This is a genomic window from Desulfosporosinus acidiphilus SJ4 (assembly GCF_000255115.2).
In the GTDB taxonomy this organism is placed as follows: domain Bacteria; phylum Bacillota; class Desulfitobacteriia; order Desulfitobacteriales; family Desulfitobacteriaceae; genus Desulfosporosinus; species Desulfosporosinus acidiphilus.
In genome coordinates, this window is record NC_018068.1 from 4,007,587 (window position 1) to 4,030,356 (window position 22,770).

At 38.9% G+C, this 22,770-nt stretch carries 23 protein-coding genes, 1 tRNA gene and 1 other RNA gene; 4 read left to right on the plus strand and 21 right to left on the minus strand.

What is annotated here, in order from left to right; genetic code table 11:
• Positions 1–38: 38 nt before the first annotated feature.
• From DESACI_RS18400 to flgM, 9 genes are all read right to left on the minus strand, one after another.
• The gene (locus DESACI_RS18400; protein WP_014828719.1) at positions 39–857 is read right to left on the minus strand and encodes a flagellin N-terminal helical domain-containing protein; all 819 of its coding nucleotides are present in this window, start codon (positions 855–857) and stop codon (positions 39–41) included.
• 308 nt (positions 858–1,165) lie between these two features.
• A complete protein-coding gene (locus DESACI_RS18405; RefSeq protein ID WP_049804079.1) occupies positions 1,166–2,206 on the minus strand; it encodes a glycosyltransferase family 2 protein in 1,041 nt (346 codons plus the stop codon).
• 711 nt (positions 2,207–2,917) lie between these two features.
• Entirely contained in the window at positions 2,918–3,166 is a 249-nt protein-coding gene (gene csrA, locus DESACI_RS18410) for a carbon storage regulator CsrA (RefSeq protein WP_014828722.1), read from the minus strand.
• Positions 3,167–3,637 (minus strand): flagellar assembly protein FliW, encoded by a 471-nt coding sequence (locus tag DESACI_RS18415; RefSeq protein WP_014828723.1) that lies wholly within the window; start codon positions 3,635–3,637, stop codon positions 3,167–3,169.
• A gap of 41 nt (positions 3,638–3,678) precedes the next feature.
• Entirely contained in the window at positions 3,679–4,236 is a 558-nt protein-coding gene (locus tag DESACI_RS18420; RefSeq protein ID WP_014828724.1) for a DUF6470 family protein, read from the minus strand.
• A 32-nt stretch (positions 4,237–4,268) separates the two neighbouring features.
• Positions 4,269–5,213: a flagellar hook-associated protein FlgL gene (flgL, locus tag DESACI_RS18425; protein ID WP_014828725.1), complete on the minus strand. Its 945-nt coding sequence runs from the start codon at positions 5,211–5,213 to the stop codon at positions 4,269–4,271.
• A gap of 86 nt (positions 5,214–5,299) precedes the next feature.
• Complete coding sequence (gene flgK, locus DESACI_RS18430; protein ID WP_014828726.1) at positions 5,300–6,892, minus strand: flagellar hook-associated protein FlgK; 1,593 nt, start codon at positions 6,890–6,892, stop codon at positions 5,300–5,302.
• 3 nt (positions 6,893–6,895) lie between these two features.
• Positions 6,896–7,378, minus strand: a complete 483-nt coding sequence (flgN, locus tag DESACI_RS18435; protein WP_014828727.1) for a flagellar export chaperone FlgN — start codon at positions 7,376–7,378, stop codon at positions 6,896–6,898.
• A 27-nt stretch (positions 7,379–7,405) separates the two neighbouring features.
• Positions 7,406–7,678: a flagellar biosynthesis anti-sigma factor FlgM gene (gene flgM / locus DESACI_RS18440; RefSeq protein WP_014828728.1), complete on the minus strand. Its 273-nt coding sequence runs from the start codon at positions 7,676–7,678 to the stop codon at positions 7,406–7,408.
• 351 nt (positions 7,679–8,029) lie between these two features.
• Here flgM and DESACI_RS18445 point away from each other — a divergent pair, with 351 nt between their 5' ends.
• Together DESACI_RS18445 and DESACI_RS18450 are read left to right on the plus strand one after the other, a co-directional pair.
• Positions 8,030–8,845: a flagellar motor protein gene (locus DESACI_RS18445; protein WP_014828729.1), complete on the plus strand. Its 816-nt coding sequence runs from the start codon at positions 8,030–8,032 to the stop codon at positions 8,843–8,845.
• Positions 8,842–9,690 (plus strand): flagellar motor protein MotB, encoded by an 849-nt coding sequence (locus tag DESACI_RS18450; RefSeq protein WP_014828730.1) that lies wholly within the window; start codon positions 8,842–8,844, stop codon positions 9,688–9,690. Before DESACI_RS18445 ends, DESACI_RS18450 begins: the two co-directional genes overlap by 4 nt.
• Here the strand turns inward: DESACI_RS18450 and DESACI_RS18455 are convergent.
• Entirely contained in the window at positions 9,687–10,727 is a 1,041-nt protein-coding gene (locus tag DESACI_RS18455; protein ID WP_041276615.1) for a M28 family metallopeptidase, read from the minus strand. The two genes, DESACI_RS18450 and DESACI_RS18455, sit on opposite strands and share 4 nt — an antisense overlap.
• A 32-nt stretch (positions 10,728–10,759) precedes the next feature.
• Between DESACI_RS18455 and DESACI_RS18460 the strand changes: the two genes are divergently transcribed.
• Together DESACI_RS18460 and DESACI_RS18465 are read left to right on the plus strand one after the other, a co-directional pair.
• Positions 10,760–11,197 (plus strand): YaaR family protein, encoded by a 438-nt coding sequence (locus DESACI_RS18460; protein WP_014828732.1) that lies wholly within the window; start codon positions 10,760–10,762, stop codon positions 11,195–11,197.
• 106 nt (positions 11,198–11,303) lie between these two features.
• Positions 11,304–12,092, plus strand: a complete 789-nt coding sequence (locus tag DESACI_RS18465; protein ID WP_014828733.1) for a CheR family methyltransferase — start codon at positions 11,304–11,306, stop codon at positions 12,090–12,092.
• Between the two features lie 246 nt (positions 12,093–12,338).
• On the opposite strand, the gene DESACI_RS18470 is transcribed toward DESACI_RS18465, so the two are convergent.
• The 11 genes from DESACI_RS18470 to DESACI_RS18510 all read right to left on the minus strand — a co-directional run bounded on the left by DESACI_RS18470 (position 12,339) and on the right by DESACI_RS18510 (position 22,763).
• Positions 12,339–12,527: a hypothetical protein gene (locus DESACI_RS18470; RefSeq protein ID WP_014828734.1), complete on the minus strand. Its 189-nt coding sequence runs from the start codon at positions 12,525–12,527 to the stop codon at positions 12,339–12,341.
• A 197-nt stretch (positions 12,528–12,724) separates the two neighbouring features.
• Complete coding sequence (locus DESACI_RS18475; protein WP_014828735.1) at positions 12,725–13,108, minus strand: EamA family transporter; 384 nt, start codon at positions 13,106–13,108, stop codon at positions 12,725–12,727.
• A gap of 400 nt (positions 13,109–13,508) precedes the next feature.
• Positions 13,509–13,879, minus strand: an RNA gene (gene rnpB / locus DESACI_RS23325) — RNase P RNA component class A.
• Between the two features lie 23 nt (positions 13,880–13,902).
• Positions 13,903–14,064, minus strand: coding sequence for a hypothetical protein (locus DESACI_RS24615; protein ID WP_162470963.1), 162 nt, complete (start codon positions 14,062–14,064; stop codon positions 13,903–13,905).
• 235 nt (positions 14,065–14,299) lie between these two features.
• Entirely contained in the window at positions 14,300–15,169 is an 870-nt protein-coding gene (locus DESACI_RS18480) for a Nif3-like dinuclear metal center hexameric protein (protein ID WP_014828737.1), read from the minus strand.
• Positions 15,160–15,954, minus strand: a complete 795-nt coding sequence (locus DESACI_RS18485) for a tRNA (adenine(22)-N(1))-methyltransferase (RefSeq protein WP_014828738.1) — start codon at positions 15,952–15,954, stop codon at positions 15,160–15,162. The genes DESACI_RS18480 and DESACI_RS18485 overlap by 10 nt, the downstream gene beginning before the upstream one ends.
• A gap of 107 nt (positions 15,955–16,061) precedes the next feature.
• The gene (locus tag DESACI_RS18490) at positions 16,062–16,244 is read right to left on the minus strand and encodes a hypothetical protein (RefSeq protein WP_014828739.1); all 183 of its coding nucleotides are present in this window, start codon (positions 16,242–16,244) and stop codon (positions 16,062–16,064) included.
• Between the two features lie 407 nt (positions 16,245–16,651).
• Positions 16,652–16,726 (minus strand) — tRNA-Val (locus DESACI_RS18495).
• Positions 16,727–17,493: 767 nt separating this feature from the next.
• A complete protein-coding gene (locus DESACI_RS18500) occupies positions 17,494–18,174 on the minus strand; it encodes a DUF2290 domain-containing protein (protein WP_014828740.1) in 681 nt (226 codons plus the stop codon).
• Positions 18,175–18,178: 4 nt separating this feature from the next.
• Entirely contained in the window at positions 18,179–20,293 is a 2,115-nt protein-coding gene (locus DESACI_RS18505) for a DEAD/DEAH box helicase (RefSeq protein WP_014828741.1), read from the minus strand.
• Between the two features lie 265 nt (positions 20,294–20,558).
• Positions 20,559–22,763, minus strand: coding sequence for a DEAD/DEAH box helicase (locus DESACI_RS18510; RefSeq protein WP_014828742.1), 2,205 nt, complete (start codon positions 22,761–22,763; stop codon positions 20,559–20,561).
• Between the last annotated feature and the right edge of the window lie 7 nt (positions 22,764–22,770).

Sequence of the window (22,770 nt, forward strand, 5' to 3'; positions counted from 1 at the left end):
CGACCGGCTCTCTTGAAAAAGACTTGTATTTTGAGATACTATTGTAAAAGTTTGAGAATCGTTTGAGGGGTTTGGTTTGCCTGAGCCAACATAGCGGTTCCGGCTTGAGCCAGAACTTGGTTTTGAGTAAAGCTGGACATTTCAGCAGCCATATCTACGTTTGTAATTTGAGAATTAGCAGCAGTTAAATTTTGTGATGCTGTTGTCAAGTTGTTCATTGTATAGTTGAGACGATTTTGTAATGCCCCAAGTTTTGCCCGAGCTGAAGAAACAGTGTCAATTGCTTTACTGATTGCTCCAATTGCACCGCTGGCACCGGTTTGAGAAGAGACTGAAACCGTAGCTGCAGCTACCGACAGTGCAGTTGCAGACATATTGGATATTGCGACCGTAATAGTTTGACCACTATTAGACCCTATTTGGAGTTTAGCGCTAGACAAACTTCCTGTGAGCAAATTTTTAGTGTTGAATTGCGTTGTAGAAGCAATTCTGGTAATTTCAGATTGCAGAGCTTTTACTTCAAGGGCGATTTGACCACGGTCTGTAGTTGTGTTCGTGTCATTGGCGGACTGTACTGCAAGTTCTCTCATCCGTTGAAGAATCGCTTGAGTTTGGCCCATGGCACCTTCAGCAGTTTGAATAAGAGAAATCCCGTCCTGCGCGTTTCTGTTGGCTTGATTCAAACCATTGATTTGAGCTTGCATCTTTTGAGAAATAGCTAAGCCTGCAGCATCGTCAGCAGCCGAGTTGATACGATAGCCTGAAGACAGCTTTGCAAGTGAGCTTTGAAGTGCGTTCTCAGTTCTGTTTAAATTGTTTTGTGCAGTCAAGCTGCCCATGTTAGAATTAATAAACATTGTTTTTCCCTCCATGAATTTGATTTTCTCACATCCGTGTGAGAATTTAATCTTCCGCTTCCTCGTCGACTAAAGTAAAGCAGTTACATTTAATTTATCGGATAATCCCAGTGCTTTATAAAGGGTGTTTTAGGCTAAAATATTAGTATAAATTTAAATTATCTCCGTTTTTCTTAACTTTTCGCTAACTATTAATTGTCCCGTATTCTTTTCATTTTATCTTGGTTGGATAACAGGCTTAGTTACACTAATAAGAAAACCCAAGTGGTTATTTAAAACAAACAAACCTACCTCTTCGGTGGGCTTGTTTAAGATAACTTGTTTAAATTCTGCATATTCGCTAAAACAGCCGGATGATTAGGTTTATAAAATCCCGCTAATGTATTATGCTGTAATGCCTCCGTTAAATTCCCTAATTTAATAAAACACTGACACATTTGAACATTTGGTATAAAGTTCATATAATCAATGTTCAAATCTGCGCTTGCAGAACTAGAAGCCAAATAATACCAATATAAAGCTTCTTCGTAATCCTCCAAAGTCATGTAATAACTGCCTAATTCACAACATAACTCCGAGCTAACAATTCCATTCAAGGTTTTGGTTATCACCTTAAAGAAGTTATGAACATCTGATTTCAAGTGATAATACCTAGCCAAAACACAGCAAGACAGTCTTTTATCCTCGGGCTTCAAACTATCCGACATTAAAGACATATTAAAATAAGCAAAAGCCTTATAAAAGTCCTCATCATTACCGCAAATAAATAATTCCCTGGCGTACATCATATGCAATCTTGAATTTAATACCTGACCATTACCCGTACATTTGATAAATATAGAAAGATCTCTTTGAGAGTGACTATCCTCAGGTTTATGAATTATTTTAATATCACTGGTTATAACATTATTACTACAATTAATGACTTCATGAATCGGATCAATCCAGCGAAAAGTCCTTAGCCTTTTAAATAGTTTGGGTCGATTCTCAGTGTCAAAATTATACGTACTGCCCTTTTCTAATTGATTGGTATATTGCATCTCTACTATGTCAACATCGGGGTTAAGAGTATTTTTTAAAAAAAAGAATTTTTCAATATTTTCTTTGTCAATAACTTCGTCGGCATCGGCATTGTAAATATAATCCATAGTAGCCTTGGAAAAACAGAAGTTTCTTGCGGCAGCAAAATCGTCTATCCATTCGAAATCGTATATCCTTGAGGTATAATCACCTGCTATTTCCTTAGTTCTATCGGTTGAACCGGTATCGACAATGATAATCTCATCGACAAAATCTTTTACACATTCCAGGCAACGTTTAATTAATCTTTCCTCATTTTTGACGATCATACACAAGCTTATAGTTATCACTAAAGTTATCACCTCTATAGTCTTTTGAATCCAACATGCGTTGTGAACTTTTAATGTCAAAGAAACAAATATCTTAAGCAGAAACAATCGATTTCTAAAATAACTTTGCAACTAGGTGGGATTAATATAGCGAGATTAAAATTTAATGTTCCTTCATACTTGGTTTCCTCTTTTTCAATTTTGTTGTTCTTCTGTTCCATATCTACCTTTTAACTTTACTATCAATTCTTGTTGGTAAATTGCTAAGACCGGAAGTTCCAATTGATGTGATGTGATTTAATTTAAATAACTTCATGTATAAATTGATTAATTACAGGGTTGGGAAACTCAAATTTTTCATTATAAGCTTCCGACAAAAGCTAGGGAATTTGATCTCTGGGATATGGGGTTGTCATAACATAAAGAAACCAATGAATCTTGATTTTGCCTGAAAACATATTGATTATCTTTTCCCTGAGTCATGAATCCATAAGCCAAAACAAAGTCTGGAGCACTGTATATTTTATCATAACTCCTTATGGTTTAATTCACGAAAAGCATGTATATAACCATCAATAACAAATGGTACAATAACACCTATTGGTTTTATGATTCCTATATTCAATTGGGGAAATGAATCATTAGACATCTTAATTATCCTTCTTCCAGAATAGAAATAGAAATATGAACTATTAATACATAATTTTCTTCTTAACTATTTTCTTTTTTAATGATTTTAAAATCTTTTAAAATTTTAAGTGCCTGGCTAAATTCTTCCCCAGTCACCGCTTCGCGGTTCTGTCTCTGAATCTCTCCGTAAACCTCACTTCTTAGAACCCGAACTTCCCGTGGCGCTTCAATTCCGATTCGCACAGTATCTCCAGATATCGCCACAACCGTGATTTCAATGTCATCGCCAATTTTTATCGTCTCATTCAGTTTTCGTGTAAGAACCAGCATTTAACCAACCGCTCCTTCCTGTTCCTGACTAAATGACTTATCCTTAATCAGCGGTTGCTTGGTGAGATATTTTTCATCCATCAAGATAAGCTGAATCCCTACCTTGTGAATATTATTTAACAGTATTGGGGCCCTTAAATTAACCGTGTTCTGTGCGAAATCCTCTTTATTCATGGTTACTATTGCCCAAATATCTACATTGATATTTTGTTTTTCATCTAAGTTAGTGTTAGCGCTTCCTGCCTCGTTTGCCGCCGGATTAAGCTTCAAGGTCTCTGCACTTTTATCATCAACTTCCACACCGTAATCAGGGAATAGCAGTGCTGGTCGAATGAGGATAAATCCAATTCTTTCTTCCTCAACAGAAATCAGTCGAGCAAAGGGAACTCCTTCCTCCTCAACAAGGCGGAACCTTCTTAAGTCTTCAAAACCTGGCAAACCTTGGGCAAAATAGTAGACATTATTATTCATTTCTTAGACCTCCACTTAAGCCTTTCCCAATAGGGAATTTATTACTTACTTCCATCGTAGATGGAGCCTACTGTATAGAACTGTATATAGGGATTCTGTTCCATATAAGCATGAGCAGACCCATATTGCAATTCTCCTTGTATAGTTCCCATAGTCGCAGAGACCGATACTCCGCCTGTCTCTACCTGACATTCAACTGGATTCTCGGTCACCGTTATCTGAATCGGCCGAATGCAGGCAATTTGAATCTTCTTTTGCTGCGGCTCATCATCTTTGGTAACTATCTTCGCCACCGATGCTTTATTACTTAGATCCCTAAATTGATCCCCTTCGGAGACAATACGGGATATCCCCTTATCACACGCCTCTTTTGCCTCTTGGTCATTCACCTGCTTTTGTGCCGCGATACCATAATACCCCAGCGATTCTCGCGCTGGGGTATTATCAATTTCCAAAGTCGCTGCCGGTTGTTGCAGGGAAATTTCCGCTGGCTTCTGTTGAATCTCCAAATCCGCATGCGTAATACTCAGGTCATAATGAAAAGGAGTAATATCGAGCCCAATTGTTCCAAATTGTTGTTGGATTCGAAGATCAATCATATTTTGATCACCTCAGTCTCGTATTACAACTTTTATTTGAGAAAATCAACTAATGACGGCGGAATAATCTTGGCCCCAACAGACAGGGCGGCCTCAAAGGTATTTTGTTGGGATTGGAAATCAGAGATAGCTCCCGCCATATCTATGTTCTGTGTGGTAGAGATGTCCGACGTTAAATTATTTTTTGAAGTATCCAGTTGGTTCGATATCGCTGTTACTCGATTCACATTAGCACCTAAGGCAGCACGAACGTTTGAAATATTATCAAGACAAGCGGAAATCTTGTCGACGGTAGCAGAGATAGAAGAAGAGTCACCGAACCTTAATTCATAGCTCAAAGTATCCAAAATGCCTGTTTGACCAGTAGTGGGAGCAGTACCACTCGATGGATCATACGCAGTACTGGAGAGCAATCCGTTGGGCGTACTGGAAGATGTCTCAAATACTCCCTTCCCATTAACTGAGATATTGACCATGGATCCATTGCCAATATCTAATTGGATCGGATTGTAAGAAGCAGAAAAGTGTGTACCTGTAGAATCAACCGGCAATTGGTCCGTCGCAGTACCATTAAAAATATATCTATCGCCAAATTTTGTATTAGCAAGAGTTCCGATCTGCTTTGTTATTTGATCTACTTCTGTGGCGATATCCTCCCGGGAAGTTGATGAGTTAGTATCATTAGCACCTTGTACAGCCAGTTCATAGGCTCGTTGAAGCATTGACTGTACGTCGGACAAGGTTGAATCCGTCGTGCCCATGAATGACGAAGCTTGGGTCACATTGGTCTGAGTTTGTGTAAGCATAGACAAACTAGTTTTGTACCCTAATACCTTGTTTGCCCCTGACGGATCATCCGAGGGTTCTAGAATACGAAGTCCTGAAGACAGCTGATTTTGTAAAATTAATAAATTTTCTTGAGATCCATTGAGATTTTGAAGAAAATTTCTTGACATCATACCACTGGTTACTCGCAAAATGCTCCCTCCTTTTAAGCGCTAGGATTTTTTATTATCCTCTGACAAGTGATTTTTTACTACTCAATTACAGAACCTTACTTATCTTATCTCGTTATTCCTAAGCCCGTCACAATAGTGTTAAGCATATCGTCTATGGTCGTAACCACCCTTGCAGCTGCGGTATAACTCTTTTGATATTGGATCATATTGGTCATTTCTTCATCAATCGATACACCTGATACTGCATCTCTCTGATTCGTCAGATTAGTAACCAAAGCATCCTCTCCGTTTTTCATTCCGGATGCTTCTTGAACTTTTACCCCAAATCCGGAAACAGCAGCATCATAATAACTCCCTAAGGAAGTTCCATAAGTAGATTGCAGGGAAGAAAGGTTAACACCACTGCTTGCGGGCATCATGGGCCACCCTGTCGCTAAATTGGCAATTTCAGAAGCGACAGTACCATCGCCTGAACCCGAAATCCCTGCTACAATATTATTAATATTAGTGTCTGAAGAGGGGTCAACCGGGTAACTTCCACCGCTTTCCAAAGCTATGGTGCTGGCAGTAGTACCAGTACTATCAAAAAAATTATCAGTTGGTGTCGGCGTCCCCGCCTGAGTATAAATAGCATTAACAGCCGAAACTATTCCGCTAGCTAAGCTATTATACTTTCCTACTAAAGTTGGCAGGTCAGTGTTGCGGATATCGATATCTGATTGAAGAGTACCTGTTTGTGCCCCCAGGCTAGGAGAGGTACCCGCCTGAGCATAACCGGGATCAGAAGAACCAATTAAAGACGACGTTCCATCCGGAAGATAATAAGAAGCATCCCACGTAATATTGGTGAAAGAATTCCCTCCGATGGATGGATTGTCTGTTGAAGTGTTTGTTGGCACACTTGATGAAGTCTTTAACTGATATGCCTTATCATTACTAACAAGTACTTGTGAACCACTTCCAATATCCAATTCAAAATCTGTTACCTTCGGATTAGCGCTGTCCGTTGATTCTTTCACGTTAACGGATACAATTTTAGATAAATTGTCTATAAGATTATCTCGGTTGTCCATGAGGTCATTCGGATTGTCACCCGTACTTTGTGCTTCCTGGATTTGCTGTGTGAGGGCAGCAATCTGCTTGGCATAGGTGTTAATCTGGCCCACTTGATCTTGGATGTCCGTATCAATGTTACTTTGCTCTGTTTTGAGTTGATTATAAATAGAATGGAAAGTATCTGTCAGAGTTACAGCCGTTTCCTGAACAACGGCACGAGATCCGGAATTTTGAGGATCTGAAGAAAGATCACTCCACGCAGACCAAAAACTGTTCATATCTGAACTTAAACCCGAACCCGAACCCGAACTTGAAGCTTCATTCATAGCACTTTGAATACTGGTCAAATTTGTTTCCCGATTTGTCCAATATTGCTGTTTTGAGGTTTCATTACGAAGCTGCAGATCCACAAACTTGTCCCGAGCACGTGTCACTGTATCCATTGCTACACCGGAACCTAAGCTCTCCTCCCTGCCTGGGGCTTGAATTGTATAGGGGGTGGTTGCCGTTAAATTGGCAATCTGTCGCGAATATCCGGTTGTATTGGCATTAGAAACGTTATGGGCCGTAACATCTAAGGCACCTTGCTGTGCATTCAACGCTCTGCGCCCTATTTCCAAGCCGAAAAAAGTAGAAGTCATGCGTTAAATCCTCCTATCCAAGAGATGCAGCACTTTGTTGGCATCCAGATCTTTGCGCTGCGGATGCGAATATACGTGACTTTCCTTATATGTGAACAAACCAACAGTAAACTCAACTATTCTCATGGCTTGCTTTAAAAGTTGGGTATTAAGACGATGAATATTTTGCAGCTCTCTTACTTCTTGTTCCAGCTCCAGGCGCACTTCCTGTAAGGCGGGAAACCAATCTGCGAGCACCGCCAGAGTGAGGTCCTTAGTCTCCTGACCTAATTCAGCGGCAATTTGTTGAGTAAACAAGAGACGGTCTTCTTCCAACCGATTAGTCAGGAGAAGAAGTCGTTCCTCCCGGGCCGTAAATTCATCAATTTTGCAAATATCATTTTCGATTAAGGCTTTTTGCTTATTCTTTTCTAAAACTTTGAGCTCTTCGAAATAGGCAACTTGCTGTTTTAAGTTTTCCTCCAAATTCTGAAGTGCTTTAGACACGGAATTCTCCTCCTCGCATATGCGCTCCTAGAAATTAGGCGGAAGTAATTTCTCCGCTATTTTTTTGGCATCCACTTTAAACTCGCCGCGTTCAATTTGCTGCGATAGCGCTTGGACGCGATCCTGCCGAATGTCGGGAGTGCCTATCGCTTTCTGCAAAAGAGTCTGAAACGCTTGAGCTTTGTCTGAAACAGCGACGTCGTCTGTTGGGTTGGTAGATCTATTGTTCGTGACCTGCTTCAAGCGATTAGCTGCTTGAACATTGCTCACTAGCGACATAAATGTTGGGTCAATCTTCATTTCCTTCACTCCAAGATAGATATTCTTACTTTACTTATCGAAAACAACTGTTTAAAACTTGAGAAAAACTTTCACTGTAATCAATTTGCTGAAATTTATAAATTTGGTTCTTGCTAAATAGTGGGGCTAAAGTTTAGAGAGGATTTTGTCGATATAGATATAGGGAAAGGTTTTGTCTTTTCCTGATAGTATAAGATAAGTTTATGCGCTTAAAACATAAAAAACGCAAAGGGAGGTATGTCGCAGCCCTTTATAAAAAGCAATTAGGACGGCTCTGGTTATTCAAGCTTACCCATCACGATTAATCTTGTCTCTACATTGCTAAGTATAAAGGAGTACGTGGCAAGAAAAATGGATTTATCAACTATAATTGGAGTCATCGCCGGTATTGGCGCACTAGTCATCGGATATCTTTTAGAAGGCGGTTCTCTAGGTTCCCTTTTTCAGTTTTCTGCTGCCATGATTGTTTTCGGGGGAACTGCCGGGGCGGTGCTGACAAGTTTTTCGCTTTCGGATCTTAGAAACGCGCCTTACTGGTTAAAGGTTGCTTTTACCTCCCAAACGTTTGGTACTGCTGAGGCCTATGAAGCCCTTGTGCGTTTCGCAGAGAAAGCCCGTCGCGAGGGATTGCTCAGTCTCGAACAAGAACTCTCGACCGTTGATGATCGTTTTACTCGTCAAGGACTGCAGCTTGTTATTGACGGAACTGACCCCGAGATCACTGAGGAAATCTTGGAATCTAATATTGCAGTCCTTGAGAAACGTCACAAGATTGGTATTTCCGTATTTGAGGCCGCTGGCGGATACGCACCAACTATGGGAATTATCGGAACAGTCATGGGTCTCGTCAGGGTGTTGGGGAATCTTACCGATCCTTCCTCGCTTTCCGAATCAATCGCTTCTGCTTTTATCGCAACACTCTATGGTGTTTCCTCCGCTAACCTTCTCTGGCTTCCCATTGCTACTAAGCTTAAAATGAAAGACAAAGCAGAAGTTGCCGCAATGGAAATGGTTCGAGACGGTATCCTCTCGATTCAGGCCGGCGACAATCCGTCTATTTTAAAAGAGAAATTGAAAACCCACGTCGGCTCTATGCTTCTCACTGAGGAGAATTCTGACGAAGGTGCAGGGGCTCCGGGCCGTCCTGCAGTAAGTGAAAGCCGATGAGTAGAAAACGCCAACATGAAGCAGAAAAGGAGAACGGGGAACGTTGGCTACTTACCTATTCTGACCTCATTACGTTACTTATGATTTTCTTTGTCGTTCTCTATTCCATGAGCCAAGTTGATGCACAGAAGTTTCAGGCAGTCGCCGCGGCTTTGAATTCGGCTTTGAGCGGAGGCAGTTCCTCAAGGATACAGGTGTCAACAAACCCATCCGGGCCCAATATTGTAGCCCCCAAAACACCTCAGATTGACGCTACCAAGCCTAGCAATTCCACAACAAAAAACAACCAAAAAACCGGACAAGGAAATACAGATGCTGACAACTTGAATATAGAAGCCATTAAAGCTAAGCTAGACAAATTTGCCTCTGATAATAACATTCAATCAACCTTAGTTACTTCTATTGAAGAACGCGGTCTTGTGATCAGAATCCAGGAGACACTGCTTTTTGAAAGCGGCTCTGCTGATATCACACCTTATGCCCGCAATATTCTTGAGAAGATCTCCACGGTTCTGGCGGCTGCCCCTAACCAAATCAGAGTTGAAGGGCATACGGATAATTTGCCAATTAACACAGCGAAATTTCCCAGCAACTGGGAGCTTTCCGTAATCCGTGCCACCAATGTCGTGCAGATCTTACAGAATGATGGTGTTTCCCCTGAGCGCCTCTCCGCAACAGGTTATGGAGAATATCGGCCCATTGCTTCCAATGATACTGAAGCCGGGCGATCAAGAAACCGTCGGATCGATCTAATCATACTCCGTTCCAAATATGATGTTACCGAACCCAGCGCTGGTGCTTCATCTACTTCAGCAAATTCCGCTCCGGTAACAGGAAATCCTTAGAATGCCAGAATGTGGACAGCCTCATAGATGATTTCTGAAGCCAAATGTATCTGTTCCGGTTTTAATATGGCCGGAGTATCTTCCGGTGTATGATTTTTATCCAACCAGTCTCGTGTCATAATCGTAACCGCCGGAATACCGGCCGCAGCAAAACTTACCGAGTCGCTGTTATGTCCGGCAGTTGGAGTTATTGGGGCACTCGCCCCACATATAGCTGCTGCTTGCTGAATAGCCTTAACAGCGACATTTTCACCATTACCCCAAAGGGCAAAGTCGCCCATTACGCCATTTCCTACTGTATCAACATTTAATACCGCTTTGATCTGATGAAGGGGAAACGGCGGATTATTGACAAACGCCTGTGACCCAACAAATCCCATTTCTTCTGCGCTCCAAAAGGCGATCACAATCGTCCGTTTTGGGATCTTTCCTTCACGAAGAATTCTCCGAATGACATCAAGGATACATCCGACGCCTGAGGCATTATCATTGGCCCCAGGATAGAGATGCCCTTCAAATATACCCAAATGGTCATAATGGGCGGAGATAAGGATTATTTCGCTCTCCTTCTCTCCCCTCAATCCTCCCACAAGGTTAGCACTTGGAATCCTTAAGTCACTATACCTTCCGGGTCTGAAGGTCAGCCGCCCGTTAACCTTGGTTTCGGTTACAGGGGGTATGGTAAACGCTTGCGCAAACCCTGCTTTTGGAATTCCCATGGGCTTTAACCCCAACAAGCTTAATTGTAACGTCAGATACTCTGAAGCTTTAGCTTCCCCTACCGATCCTGCTCTACGCCCTTGCATCACAGGTGCAGATAAAACAATTATATCGTCCATTGCTGTCCGCCTAAGGCTCTCTGAATTACTTTCCTTATTAATCTTAGTTTTAATCTCGGGAGGCAACTGCAGCTCTGCAGAAGGATGCCCCAACTCCGTTTTCACAAATTCCCCCATGCGAGCCGGAAAGATACTCCATGGAAATAGGACCGCCCCTAACCCCAGTAAAGTTTTTAAAAAAGTTCTGCGTGTCTGCACCATAAATATTCCTTTCTTAAAGGAGAATGACAATGTCTATTCGTATTGAAACCGCAAATCAATCCTCCGCTCCAACTCTTGACTCACAAAGCACCTCAGAGCGCACGAGTGGTTTCAGCGGAATCTTATCCCAAACTCAAAATATCCAACGAGTTGAACTTCAAACCTTTCTTGATCGTCTTGGAGCCCAAGGCAAAAAACTGGCTCAATCCCTCTCTATTAGTGACTTAAAAGATTTTCGGGATATGGTTAAATCGTTTCTGCGTTCCACTTTCGGCCAAAGTCGAAAAATGCAGGAGGATTCCTCATGGGATTTTCATGGCCGTCCAAAGGTCATGGCACGAATCTCCAAAATCGACCATGCATTGGAGGATTTAGGAAAGCAACTTCTCGATCAACAAGCCAAACCCCTGGAAGTATTGACCAAGATTGATGAAATTCGCGGATTGATTGTTGATCTTTTTGCTTAGCTTTTCGTTGTATCAGCTTTATAATTTTATTCATTACTACGTTTTTGATGTCAGAACCCTTAAATCATTTCATAATTTTCAGTTTTAGAGGAGAGGTGTCACCCTATTGGCTTTAACATCTATTTCTAATACCTATGAAGACTTTATTAAAGCCTTCCATCCCAAAAGTGGACTTGACCTTAAATTTTATAAGCAAAATCAAATGCAGCGTCGAATTCTCAGCTTCATGAATTCCCACGGCTATACAACCTTCCCCGATTTCTTTAAAGCCTTAAATTCGAATCAAGTCTTATATGACGCCTTCTTTAAACATCTAACCATTAACGTTTCTCAATTTTTCCGAGACGCGAACCAGTGGAAAACCCTTAAAGATTCTATTATACCACAGCTTCTTCAAAGCAAAAGCCCGCTAAAACTTTGGAGTGCAGGATGTTCGAGCGGACAAGAGCCCTATTCCTTAGCAATGACATTCCTTGAATACTTCCCTAATGCCAAATTCACCGTCTTAGGGACTGACATTGACATCAATGTACTAAACCAAGCTAAAGAAGGCCTTTACAAGCAAAATGATTTTGCCAGTACTCCCCCGGAATTTCTGCAAAAATATTTTACCCCATCTGACAAAGGGTATCAAATCAAGGAAAATGTAAAACGACTTGTCACCTTCCAACATCAGAACCTTTTAACGGATCGTTTCCAGTCAGGATTTGACTTTATTGCCTGTCGCAATGTGGTCATATATTTCACGGATGAAGCAAAAGAATTGCTTTATACAAAATTCACAGAAGCTTTAAGACCGGGAGGCATCCTTTTTACCGGCAGCACGGAACACCTCTTTGGGATGAAAAACCTTGGTCTCAAGGCTGTTTCCTCCTTTTTCTATCAAAAGCAATAACAAAGCAACAGTGAACTCGTTCAGCTAAAGCTGAACATCGGGGCTTCGGTGGGGGACTCTACCTACACCGAAGCAGAGACCGGGAACCACTCCCACTTATAGAAGTGGGAGTCTCACGATTGGATAAATTCTCCCTAGATAAATGATACCTCACAGGGGGAATAGGGATCTGATAGCACTGAAAAGAGGAGCTTTCTCACATGAAATGAGAAAAGCTCCTCTTAATTATGCCTAAACAAGTTACGATTAGGTAATAGGGCAGATTCTTTCGTATTGCTGGATAAATTCCTCTAAGGGATAAGTAACTCCTTTGCCGTGAATCTCAAGGGATACCTGTTGATCCTTTGGATTATACCCGATAAACTTCATTCCTAGCAGTTTGGCCATTTTGGATAACTCGATCCGTGCTCCGCGCCCAAAATCTTTGAATTGCATCCAACACACGCCCCTTTTCTAGTCTTATGTCTCCGAATATGCTTAGGGTTTAGACTATCTTATCCTATTCGTATTTCTCTTGCAACTTTCATTTTCGACAATATTTGCTCTTTTTTATTCTGATGCAAGGGCTTTCTTATTAAGAACTTTCTTGCACTCCAAATACCTAAGACTTTTAACTTTGAATTGCTTTATTTTTAAGCAGTCCACAACCCAAACACACTAATTCCCGCTAAAATAAGAATACTTCCTAAAATTTTAGGCAATGTAAGGTGCTCATGGAGTATAAATGTACCATAAATGATGACCAAAACATACCCTAAAGATACCAAAGGGTAGGCATAGCTTAACTCCCACCTGGAGATTACAACAAGCCATAGAAAAGAACTTAAACCAAAGCACAAAAATCCTAAGAAAATGGCCGGTGTAAAAATAATGGCTCCCAGTTGACGCCAAATCCCGGTAACTGTTACTTTACCATAGGCTAGCATACCTAATCGAAATAGAAATTGTCCAGTTGCCCCCAAGATGATAGAAACTAAGGCCACGACCATTGGAGAAACTTCTGAAATAAGACCCATTAAAGTACTCCCTCACTATATCATTATCAGCCTTGCTCACTCCCTACCTAGTAAAGAGTTCATTCATAACTACAAGTTGGCTTATATAACAATTCAAGTTTTCTCGCAAGCAAAGAAATTTATACTACACCTACCAGATAAATCGTAAGAGTAACCCCTACTTATAAACTGGCGATCTTAGCAGGGGATTGGGATAAAACTTCTGTCTAATTTGCCGATATTCACGTAAATTGATTCAATTCTTAATATAAAAGCGGAACGTCTAAAAAAACGTTCCGCAGGATAATTACTCTCTTTTGTGAACTTGAGCCAATAGACTCAGCATTTAAACATTCCCTTATTATTTAAAATTTGATGGGAAACGGCTATGTATAACTACACCTCCAGTTTCCCATAAGATAAGCGAAGTAAACCTATAAGCCGAGTTCTGTCCCTCCAAAGGAGGCGATGATCATCTATCTCGAACTGCCGTTACCGACAGCCTCTAGCGACCTTACCCGGGAACATAAACGGGCCGTTCATCGTTCCCCTATTCAGTCTTGCTCCAGGTGGGGTTTACATGGCCAGCCAGTCACCTGACTGCCGGTGAGCTCTTACCTCGCCTTTCCACCCTTACCCATTCTTCATTAGAAGAATGGGCGGTATATCTCTGTTGCACTTTCCTTGGGGTCACCCCCACTGGGCGTTACCCAGCACCTTGCCCTATGGAGCTCGGACTTTCCTCAGAGGCGACTTTTCAGTCCTTGCCCCCGCGATCATCTAGTTTACTTCGCTCAGTTATCTTACTAAAAAAATCAGTTTTGGTCAAATGGAGAGTTTTGGTTCTTTTCCATTTCTTCTATCTCATCGTCAATGTCCATTAAGGCAGCCAACCATTTAGCACGATTTGCATTATCTTCTTTAAAATTAGTTAAAACCTTTTCTCGTTCCATGCGGAGAACTTCTGCACGATTCATAATGCTCATCAACCCCTTTCGCAAACTATTCTAAAACATCTCAGGTTTGAAACAATTCAAAATTCGGGTGGAATTTTCCTTTAAATTGTATTTTCTGATTATTTTTTATATACCTACAATACATGATTACTGTTTCAGTGTCAAGTATTTATTATCACATTCACAAATTTTTTTTAGTAATTCTAAACTTTAATTCATTTCGATATAGCTAGTTAAAGTTAAAAAAACCCGGCTGTTAACGCCAGGGTGACGAATTAGATTTACTTACTTTAAATTCGACACGTTGCAATGCTCTTTCCGAGGATAAATAATAGTTTAATGCTTGAAGCATAGGAGCCTCGCTTAGAAAATGGCCAAGATCTCCCACTGCCATTCCTCCTTCAAGAGCATCAAGAACAGCATGATGGTCAACATCTCCTGTAATCAGCAAATCCACTCCTTTAAACAGTGCTTTGGGTACGAATCGTCCTCCGCTTCCGTTGACGATGGCCACTTTGCGTATTTCTTTCTGAAGCGACCCGGCTAATCGTACCCCAGTCAAATCATAAGGATGAGCATAGATATTAGACTTCTTTAACCGTTCTAAAAAGTTCTGCCAGACAATCTCCAATTTTTCCGGGCGCTCTAAGTAGCCAATAACTCCATACCCTCGGGCCTCATCTGGAAGATTAGATGGAATTATGTTTGATTGGAGATTTTTAGTGCCTTCTGACACTTTCTCTTCAAGCAGCTTTATTTCTTTTAAGTCTAAGATCTCCCCTAAGGTAAAGCTTGAAGACAGCCTCGACTGATCGAGATTTGTATGTACCGCATAATAGCCAATCTGGTGGTTGAGTAAAAGCAGGGGAATCTTTGCCGCCGCATTGTCCGATCTTAAATTTTTCAACGGCCGAAACATAATCGGATGATGCGCAATAATAAGTTGAGCTCCAAATTCCCTTGCCTCCTCGACAACTTCTAAAGTTCCATCTAACGCTATTAAAATCCGTTCAACCTGCGCTGAGCCGGACCCCACCAAAAGTCCAACGTTATCCCATTCTTCAGCCCAAAATTTTGGGGCAAGTTTCTCTATAAGTTGGGCAACTTGACCTATTGTTACTGCCATTCTATGATTCCCTCCACCAAAGCCAACTCCTCAGATACTTCTTTAATTCTTTCAAGAGTTTCCGATTTATTGGATTGTTTCATTTGTTCTAACCGTCTCTTAAGCATTACACAGTAATCAGCAAGATTTTCTTGCAAAAGATTCGAATGTTCCTCTAAGATCAAAGGACCGAAATGCCAGACCAACTTATCTATAATCGTCTGATACTCTGCCGACCTGGTTCCTTCTAAAATTCGAGAGGATAACCGCTGATACCAGACATCTTTCATGAGCGTTAAATCAGCTAAATTACAGCCTTCCTCTCTGGAAAAAGCCATTACAGTGTAGATGCGTTCTTCTTCCTTTATAAGCTGTTCAGTCTTTAATAACCACCTGCTGTTTAAGAGCGACAAGCGTACCGCTCCTTCCCCTCCTTGAGGTTGAACAATCAAGTCCGTCACGAAGTCTAATACCTCAGGTCGAGCTTTAAATATTTCCAGCATGGTTTTTCCACCCATTCCGGCCAGGGTAAGTACATCTACCTCCCCAGCTTTGAGGGGCTTCAGGCCATCTCCAAACCTTACGTCGATAACCTCTTCTAATCGCCGCAACTTAACCGCAGCCAAGGCAGATTGAAAAGGCCCTTCGTGAACATCAACAGCAACAGCTTGAGTAATTTTTCGTCCCTCCACAAGAGCGATAGGCAAATAAGCATGATCCGTCCCTATATCGCCGAGCCTGGCTCCCAAAGGAACTAGTGATGCTACCGATTGAAGACGTGGACCTAACGTCAAAGAAAAGGTCATAGGACACCTCAATTTAAGTAATATGTTCTCATTTCTATGGTTTACCATTTCCAATTTTATTATAGACAAATAGCCGATCAAAAAAGAAAGCCATTGGAGCTTACAATCTATTTTCTAAAAAAGTTTATAATCGATACGCTTGTTCCAATTAAAAAAGAAACTATACAAAACCAAGTCCATATTTTCTTCAACCTTCCGGATTCGTTGGCAGAGAAAATATAAGTTTCTATAAATGGATTATCTGCAACAGATTGATCCGGTTCTTCAATGTGATCTAAATCTTCCTTCATTATATCACCCTGCCTTTCACTTAATCATCATAACTTCGAACTAAGCAAAGGTATTTAACGAATGATAAATCCCCATTGCGTTTTCTGTGAGAGTTACGATGAGAATCGGAGGAGAAACGGAATAATTGGTAATCTAAAATTAAACAAAACTTAGCTGGCGCTAAGCCTCCTGCGAAAGCGGCAGGTTAGTTGCACTTATGCTAGAAGACGAAGACACTGTCTTCGCACGAATTAGCTCTTCTTGCAGTATACAACCAAAGGTTATACTTTCTGATAGTACGAAAAAAGTATCCTCGAAGAGAGGATACTACTAAATAATCCTTTTGTAAACGCGTAGTAAACTATAGGTACAATTTAACAACGGCATCCATTACCGGAGACAAAAAAAAGCCAGTCACCAGTAAATCTGGTGGGCGATATTGGTCTCGAACCAATGGCCTCATCCGTGTGAAGGATGCGCTCTACCGCTGAGCTAATCGCCCCAATCGATATTTAATGTTCGTGGTTCGAGCACTATAAAGCTAGAATTTTGCCCTTCACGTTAAGAATCTTTTCCACCATTCGAACCTCGTTCCTCGAACTTCAAATGTGGTGGGACTACCAGTATAAATGTTAACACGATGTTCTTAATGTTCGAAATGCTCGTTATTTACATCTTATAAAAAATACCACAGTTTTTGGTGATAGTCAACATTAATCACTTATAAATCCGTACTCTCTAAGGCAACATGGGAACATTTCTTGCTCTTGACCCACTCACTAACAATAGAATATCTTCCGCCATGATGCCAAACTCTCGATTTTCTTTCCTTCCGAGATAATGCTGCAAGCAACGATTATCTTCTTATGAATATCTAATCCGCAGCATTTTTTGGCACGACTTGCATATTACTTAGCTCCTTCTACGGCAATAAATTAGCTAGCAACCGCAAGGGAAATTGTCTACCCTTAGTTCTCTGAGAGACAATATGTTGAGCAATTGCTCAAAAGTCCGTCTAACTGATGGGCTTCGAAGCACCACGATCTATCGACCTCAATCACTAGCCGTACAAAGTAATTTCCAGCACAAAGGTTAAATCATTTCTCACTCCGCTTAATATCATTTCCCCATTTTTTGGGTGTATACCCAATGTTATTTTTTGCTTATTTCTCTAAATTAATGCCAAACTTACTGAACTAATCAATTCAAAAAAACTGGTAAGAGTGACGGGCTACAATAACGTTATATCTTTAGAGTAGTTAAGGAAAATCAAATAATAATCCCTGAATTTGAAACATCAAATGTTTCCAAATTGGACGGTAGCTCGAAATAAATATAGTCGTAATCATCAAAGTCAAATCTGAGATTTGGATAATTATTTTTGAGTATAAAATTAATAAACCTATTGAAACATAATGGCTTTTCCACATACATCCTACAATCCTTATGCTGCATATGAATATGAGTTGCTGGGTGAATTTCACTAGCTACCTTTGGATCAAAATCAATTCTTACTGGACTACGCATATTTAAAACTTCATGCCATGTTAAATCATTTAGAAATTCTTCCATTAATTCAGAAGGCGAAAAATCGTCTATAGTAACATTTGGATAAGCATATGGGGCAGGCCACCAAAGTAAATTATGACCTAGCAAAATATTATTTTGGAAAGTATAACTAACTCGAATTAGTGAACCATCATATAAAATACATAAATAGCTATTATTTCTTATAATTTTTTTATATTGTTCTAATTTAAGAAAGTACTCTCCTGTATTAAATTTGCCAGATTCGTGATTACTCCACGAGAGAATCCATTTGTTGTTCTCTCTTTCTTTTTTATAAATATAGTTAAACGTATAAAGCAGTTTCCTTGAATTAAGAGCATCTAATGTAGTATTGATTTGTGTTTCTATTTGGTTTACAGATGAATTTCGCTGTTTTTTCATACTATTAACTTCTCTTATTTATGACATTTAGAAGAGTCTTTAATTCTGGAATTAATTCGGGATCTAGTTCGCCTCTCTCTAACTGTTCTATTAATTCACTAACACTTGTTTTAGCTTTTGTTACCTTTTCTTTTTCTTCAGTACTACGCTCTCTATTTAATCTTCGTGTTCTTTCCATTTGCTCAGCTGTTGGAATTTTAAATACCAATTCAAAGTCATTATCTATACATTTATTTATTTCATTTTCAAGGACATCCATATCTTCTCCCACTCCGCAAATACGAACCCACGCTCTTGATCTTGTAACTGCGGTAAAGATTATATTCCTTAATTTAATTAATTCCATTCCAGTTGCACAAAAATTTGAATTTAAAATATATACCATAGGAGACTCATTTCCTTTTGCTCTATAAATATGGGAACAAGTAATACATCCGCTCTCCCTAAAGATATCTCTTTCAGTGGTAACCCCTGCCAAAACTGAATTAATATTTTTCTGGTTTAAATATTTCTCAAAGTTTTTATAGTCCCTTTTGGCAAAATAAGTATCTGGAAATATAACTAAAATGTCATCCGGATCTAATTCGTCGTCATGAATATTTTTAAATATTTCTTCTGCAACCCATAAATATTGTTTTTCATTCGCAACAAAATTTTTAACTATTATGCTATCTTCCTTCTTTAGCAAATCTTCAAAATACTCAGGAGTTGCTGCATTCTTTCTTGCTAGTTTTACAGAATTATTTGGCTTCAATTTTCCGCTTTTAACTGTATAACCTATTTCCGTCCAAATTTTCAATGTATCAAACATCTGAACAATAGGTTTGTGATATATTCCAAATCCTAGGGCATGAGCTAATGTTAACATCCAGGGTGGATTTCTATAGCAAATAGGTAGAATGATATCTCGTTTTGCTTCATCCTCTTGATTATCTATATTAATTTTCAGATTACCAGCTTCATCTATTCCAAACATTTCTTCAAGCGAAGGCATTTCTACTTCTGATAAATTTTGCAATTCATCATACGCCCATACTATCCTTTTGGGTTCTTTCGTATCACGATATACCAATTTGAAAAATTCACTCGGCATGTCTTGTGCTTCATCAATTAAAACTGCGTCATATGTTGGTTTGTATTCACTATTAATAAAACCTAGTAATTCATTACATGCTCCACTAAAGGCAGTTTCTCTACCAAACTTATTCATGGCTGACGTCAAACTATATGGAGTAATATTAACATTTCTAGCTACTTTTGAATAAATTCCTTTTTCGGAATTGCTTCCCCATGCATGCAATATATCAAGATTTTCCCATTCAACTTTTTCACCAGAAAGCTCTTTTACAAAATCAGAAATCAAATTTATATATTGTTGATGTAATGACCTCGTAAAAAAAGTAACTGCAATTTTCATATCTGGATACTGCGTGTGAAGATATGCTGCTTTTAATGCTAATACTATTGTTTTTCCAGAGCCAGCTAATCCTCTGATTCTCTGTGGCCCCTCAGGTATTTCAAATGCAGCTTTTTTTTGCCATTGATCCAAATTAGCAATTTCTTTTTCTATCTTTTTTATAATTCCTCCATATGAAGAATTCGACTTAACATTATTACGTTTCTTCCTTGGCTTAATTTCTGATACCTTTTGAAGCACTTCACATAATCTTCGATATAACGAATTATTAAATGCCTTTAATCCTTTAATAGATTCAACAACCTCATTATTAGTAATAAAATAGTACTGAGTATTATGAACATCAATTTTTGTAGGTAATATAGTGATAACGATGGGAGAAAAGGCTAAATTTCTTCCTTCTCTCAAATTATTATATTTTTTCAGGTAATAATCGATATGGTAATATAAAGAATCTTGTTGTTCCATTAAAATGTCTTCAGACTCAGAGCTATCTCCAAAAATAAATGCCGTCATCCCTCTATTGACTGTAACTAATAATGCATCAATAGTTACAGCTGAATCACTGCTTGCTGTCAATGGATATCCTAAATATAGCGTACCTTCATCATTTTGTTCAACCATATATTTTGAAACTTGTTCTATTAGTTGTTTAGTCTGTTCTGGTTTTGAAATCTTACCTCTAACAATATCAAAACTCACTTTTTACACCTTCCAAATCATATGTATTATGCAAAATAGTCACATTCATCTTATATGATACCATGTTTCTAAAGCCCCTGCTTATCTGCATTTATTGGACTTGGGTTCGATAATTCACTAATGACAAGTTCATTAAAACAATTTCCCTTTTTTTGCCCTATATTAGAAAATAAAACCCTTTATTAAGGTTAATTTTTCGGCATTACTTTTCCTACTATTTGTTGGGAATTTCCAGGTCAATAGAATAACTGCAAGAAATGAGATGTCAAAAGCACTGCTTCAGTTTCTCTCTTTCATATTCAATCAAGCTCCGGGCCAATACGCTTTGTTGACTTTTAATATATTGAATAACACCATCCTCATCTAAAGTTTCAGGAATCTTCGATTCTAGAAATCTTATAGTGCTAGAGGGCACTCCAAGTTCAACAAGAATAGATAGATTTTCTCGAATAAAATCATTTTCTAACTGTTGGACGAAGTAACTATAAGAGCCCGCATGTTTTCGGTGTCGTTTACACACAAACCTTTGCAGACTATCAACAACACTCAGTGCCTTTGGAACTGTAAACTGAAACCAATGCCTATATATGTGAAAAGCCTGTTCAATGGCTTCATCAAAATACTTTATCTTTCTCTCATCCGTTACTTGCTTTACTCTTTTTAACTTACTCTGGTAAATTTCATCTACAATGTCCATTATACTTTTATTCTTTCTATACTGATTGATATACCTTACAAGCTGCTTTACTGAAACTACACCATGTCTACTCTCAAAATCAAACAGATTCTTTTCCGCAAGACCTAAAACATAACATAATTTATCCCAATTTGGAGCTTGAGACCATGCAATATTGTAATACATCGAAGTATTAATATCTCTTTCTAATGCATAGTAGATGTTCATTTGCCCATAAATTGAAACACCATTACGTTTAATTATTTCTAATAATTCTGGCATAATGCTATGGAGCTCTTTATACCTTTCAAAAGTATCGTTTTTTACATCAGTAGATGGTATATTGACAAGGATTTCATCAGTAATAATGTTAGGGTCTTGCTCATGAAAAGGTATATCAATAACGATAGTTTCCTTCTCAGGAGGCACACAGAAATTAAATATTTTACCTATGTAATGTACCATTAAGCGTCCCGAACGACCTTTTATATTGCTATAATCAAAGAAGTCAATATCCTTACCACCCTTTTTACCGTCAAACAAAACCACGTTTTTTGCACTTGTATTAACTCCTTCTATAATAGTAGAAGTGCAAAAAATACAGCGCAACTTTCCTTCGTTAAAATACCGAATAATAGATGTTGCAATATGCCTTTGTAACGAACCATCATGAATAGCTATTTTTTGCTGCAGACCCTTTGATAAACTCCATTTTGACGAGATATTCTTATCTATCCATTCTATTAATGGAAGTGAATTTTGAGTCAAATCACTACTTTCTATAAGATGGTCTAAGTAAGCCTTCGCAAATCGCCTAGCTCTTGCAGGGGTAGAACAATATATTAAGGTTTGTTCATCTTTAAGACTATCCAGTAGGTTACATAATAGTTTTATTTTCTGTTTATCATTCTGCTGATCTGATGTTGTCCAATTTATTTTACTATATAAATTAATCACATTGCAGTCAACTAACGAAAAATCAGACTTATAAAATACAGCATTATATTTTTCGGCAAAACCATTCGAAATAGCATCAATATTTGGACCAAGAAAATAAAATTTACAATTATATTTATTTACAATTTTTAAAAACGCATTGTTTAAGGTGTTAGCTCGATCATCTACTCTTCTAAGGCTTAATTTATAAAATTCATCAATTATTAAAAAGTCAATATGTGGGAGTTCCTCGTATTCCATTACCCGTTCAGCCGTAAGCAAAAAAATATTTCCCTTGTCTTTAGAAGGCGGCTGAGATGTTCTAAGAATCATTTTATACCGACCATTGTACTTTAGCATCTTTAATCGGGTCTCATCAAGTAATGCAAGCGTAGGTTGTATAATTACAATGTTCTTATACTTATTTGAAGCTACTACCTCTTCTATTAATAGGCTTTTGCCAAAGCTTGTAGGAGCACTAGCGATAACATTTTTTCCCGACAAAATATAATCAGAGAGCCTTTTTTGTTCTTTATGTAGGTATGTATCGCCCAAAAATTCAGACTGATAGTATTTTCCCCTAATATGGTCAGCAAAAGAACTAAGTGAAAGATTCTCCTTGTTTTTTTCAATGTAAGGGTAAAATCCTAAGGATTCAATAATATCTGCCCATAAGGGGTAAGTGTCCTTACATACCTTCCCCCAGTTATCCAACACATGAATAACAACTCTACGAACCTCACTTTGATCTGCACTTGAATCAGAAAATAGTAATTTTGCGCATTGATTGGCTATATCAAAGCTATCCTCATAATCAAGAATCTTCGAATTGTCAATTTTATTAAATATAGATTCCATTTATACA

What these genes read in the sequence shown, in the direction of transcription:
- DESACI_RS18400 (WP_014828719.1), bottom strand. Translation starts at nt 857, where the DNA reads ATGTTTATTAATTCTAACATGGGCAGCTTGACTGCACAAAACAATTTA.
- DESACI_RS18405 (WP_049804079.1), bottom strand. Translation starts at nt 2,206, where the DNA reads ATGATCGTCAAAAATGAGGAAAGATTAATTAAACGTTGCCTGGAATGT.
- csrA (WP_014828722.1), bottom strand. Translation starts at nt 3,166, where the DNA reads ATGCTGGTTCTTACACGAAAACTGAATGAGACGATAAAAATTGGCGAT.
- DESACI_RS18415 (WP_014828723.1), bottom strand. Translation starts at nt 3,637, where the DNA reads ATGAATAATAATGTCTACTATTTTGCCCAAGGTTTGCCAGGTTTTGAA.
- DESACI_RS18420 (WP_014828724.1), bottom strand. Translation starts at nt 4,236, where the DNA reads ATGATTGATCTTCGAATCCAACAACAATTTGGAACAATTGGGCTCGAT.
- flgK (WP_014828726.1), bottom strand. Translation starts at nt 6,892, where the DNA reads ATGACTTCTACTTTTTTCGGCTTGGAAATAGGGCGCAGAGCGTTGAAT.
- flgM (WP_014828728.1), bottom strand. Translation starts at nt 7,678, where the DNA reads ATGAAGATTGACCCAACATTTATGTCGCTAGTGAGCAATGTTCAAGCA.
- DESACI_RS18445 (WP_014828729.1), top strand. Translation starts at nt 8,030, where the DNA reads ATGGATTTATCAACTATAATTGGAGTCATCGCCGGTATTGGCGCACTA.
- DESACI_RS18450 (WP_014828730.1), top strand. Translation starts at nt 8,842, where the DNA reads ATGAGTAGAAAACGCCAACATGAAGCAGAAAAGGAGAACGGGGAACGT.
- DESACI_RS18460 (WP_014828732.1), top strand. Translation starts at nt 10,760, where the DNA reads ATGTCTATTCGTATTGAAACCGCAAATCAATCCTCCGCTCCAACTCTT.
- DESACI_RS18470 (WP_014828734.1), bottom strand. Translation starts at nt 12,527, where the DNA reads ATGCAATTCAAAGATTTTGGGCGCGGAGCACGGATCGAGTTATCCAAA.
- DESACI_RS18475 (WP_014828735.1), bottom strand. Translation starts at nt 13,108, where the DNA reads ATGGGTCTTATTTCAGAAGTTTCTCCAATGGTCGTGGCCTTAGTTTCT.
- DESACI_RS24615 (WP_162470963.1), bottom strand. Translation starts at nt 14,064, where the DNA reads ATGAATCGTGCAGAAGTTCTCCGCATGGAACGAGAAAAGGTTTTAACT.
- DESACI_RS18480 (WP_014828737.1), bottom strand. Translation starts at nt 15,169, where the DNA reads ATGGCAGTAACAATAGGTCAAGTTGCCCAACTTATAGAGAAACTTGCC.
- DESACI_RS18485 (WP_014828738.1), bottom strand. Translation starts at nt 15,954, where the DNA reads ATGACCTTTTCTTTGACGTTAGGTCCACGTCTTCAATCGGTAGCATCA.
- DESACI_RS18490 (WP_014828739.1), bottom strand. Translation starts at nt 16,244, where the DNA reads ATGAAGGAAGATTTAGATCACATTGAAGAACCGGATCAATCTGTTGCA.
- DESACI_RS18500 (WP_014828740.1), bottom strand. Translation starts at nt 18,174, where the DNA reads ATGAAAAAACAGCGAAATTCATCTGTAAACCAAATAGAAACACAAATC.
- DESACI_RS18510 (WP_014828742.1), bottom strand. Translation starts at nt 22,763, where the DNA reads ATGGAATCTATATTTAATAAAATTGACAATTCGAAGATTCTTGATTAT.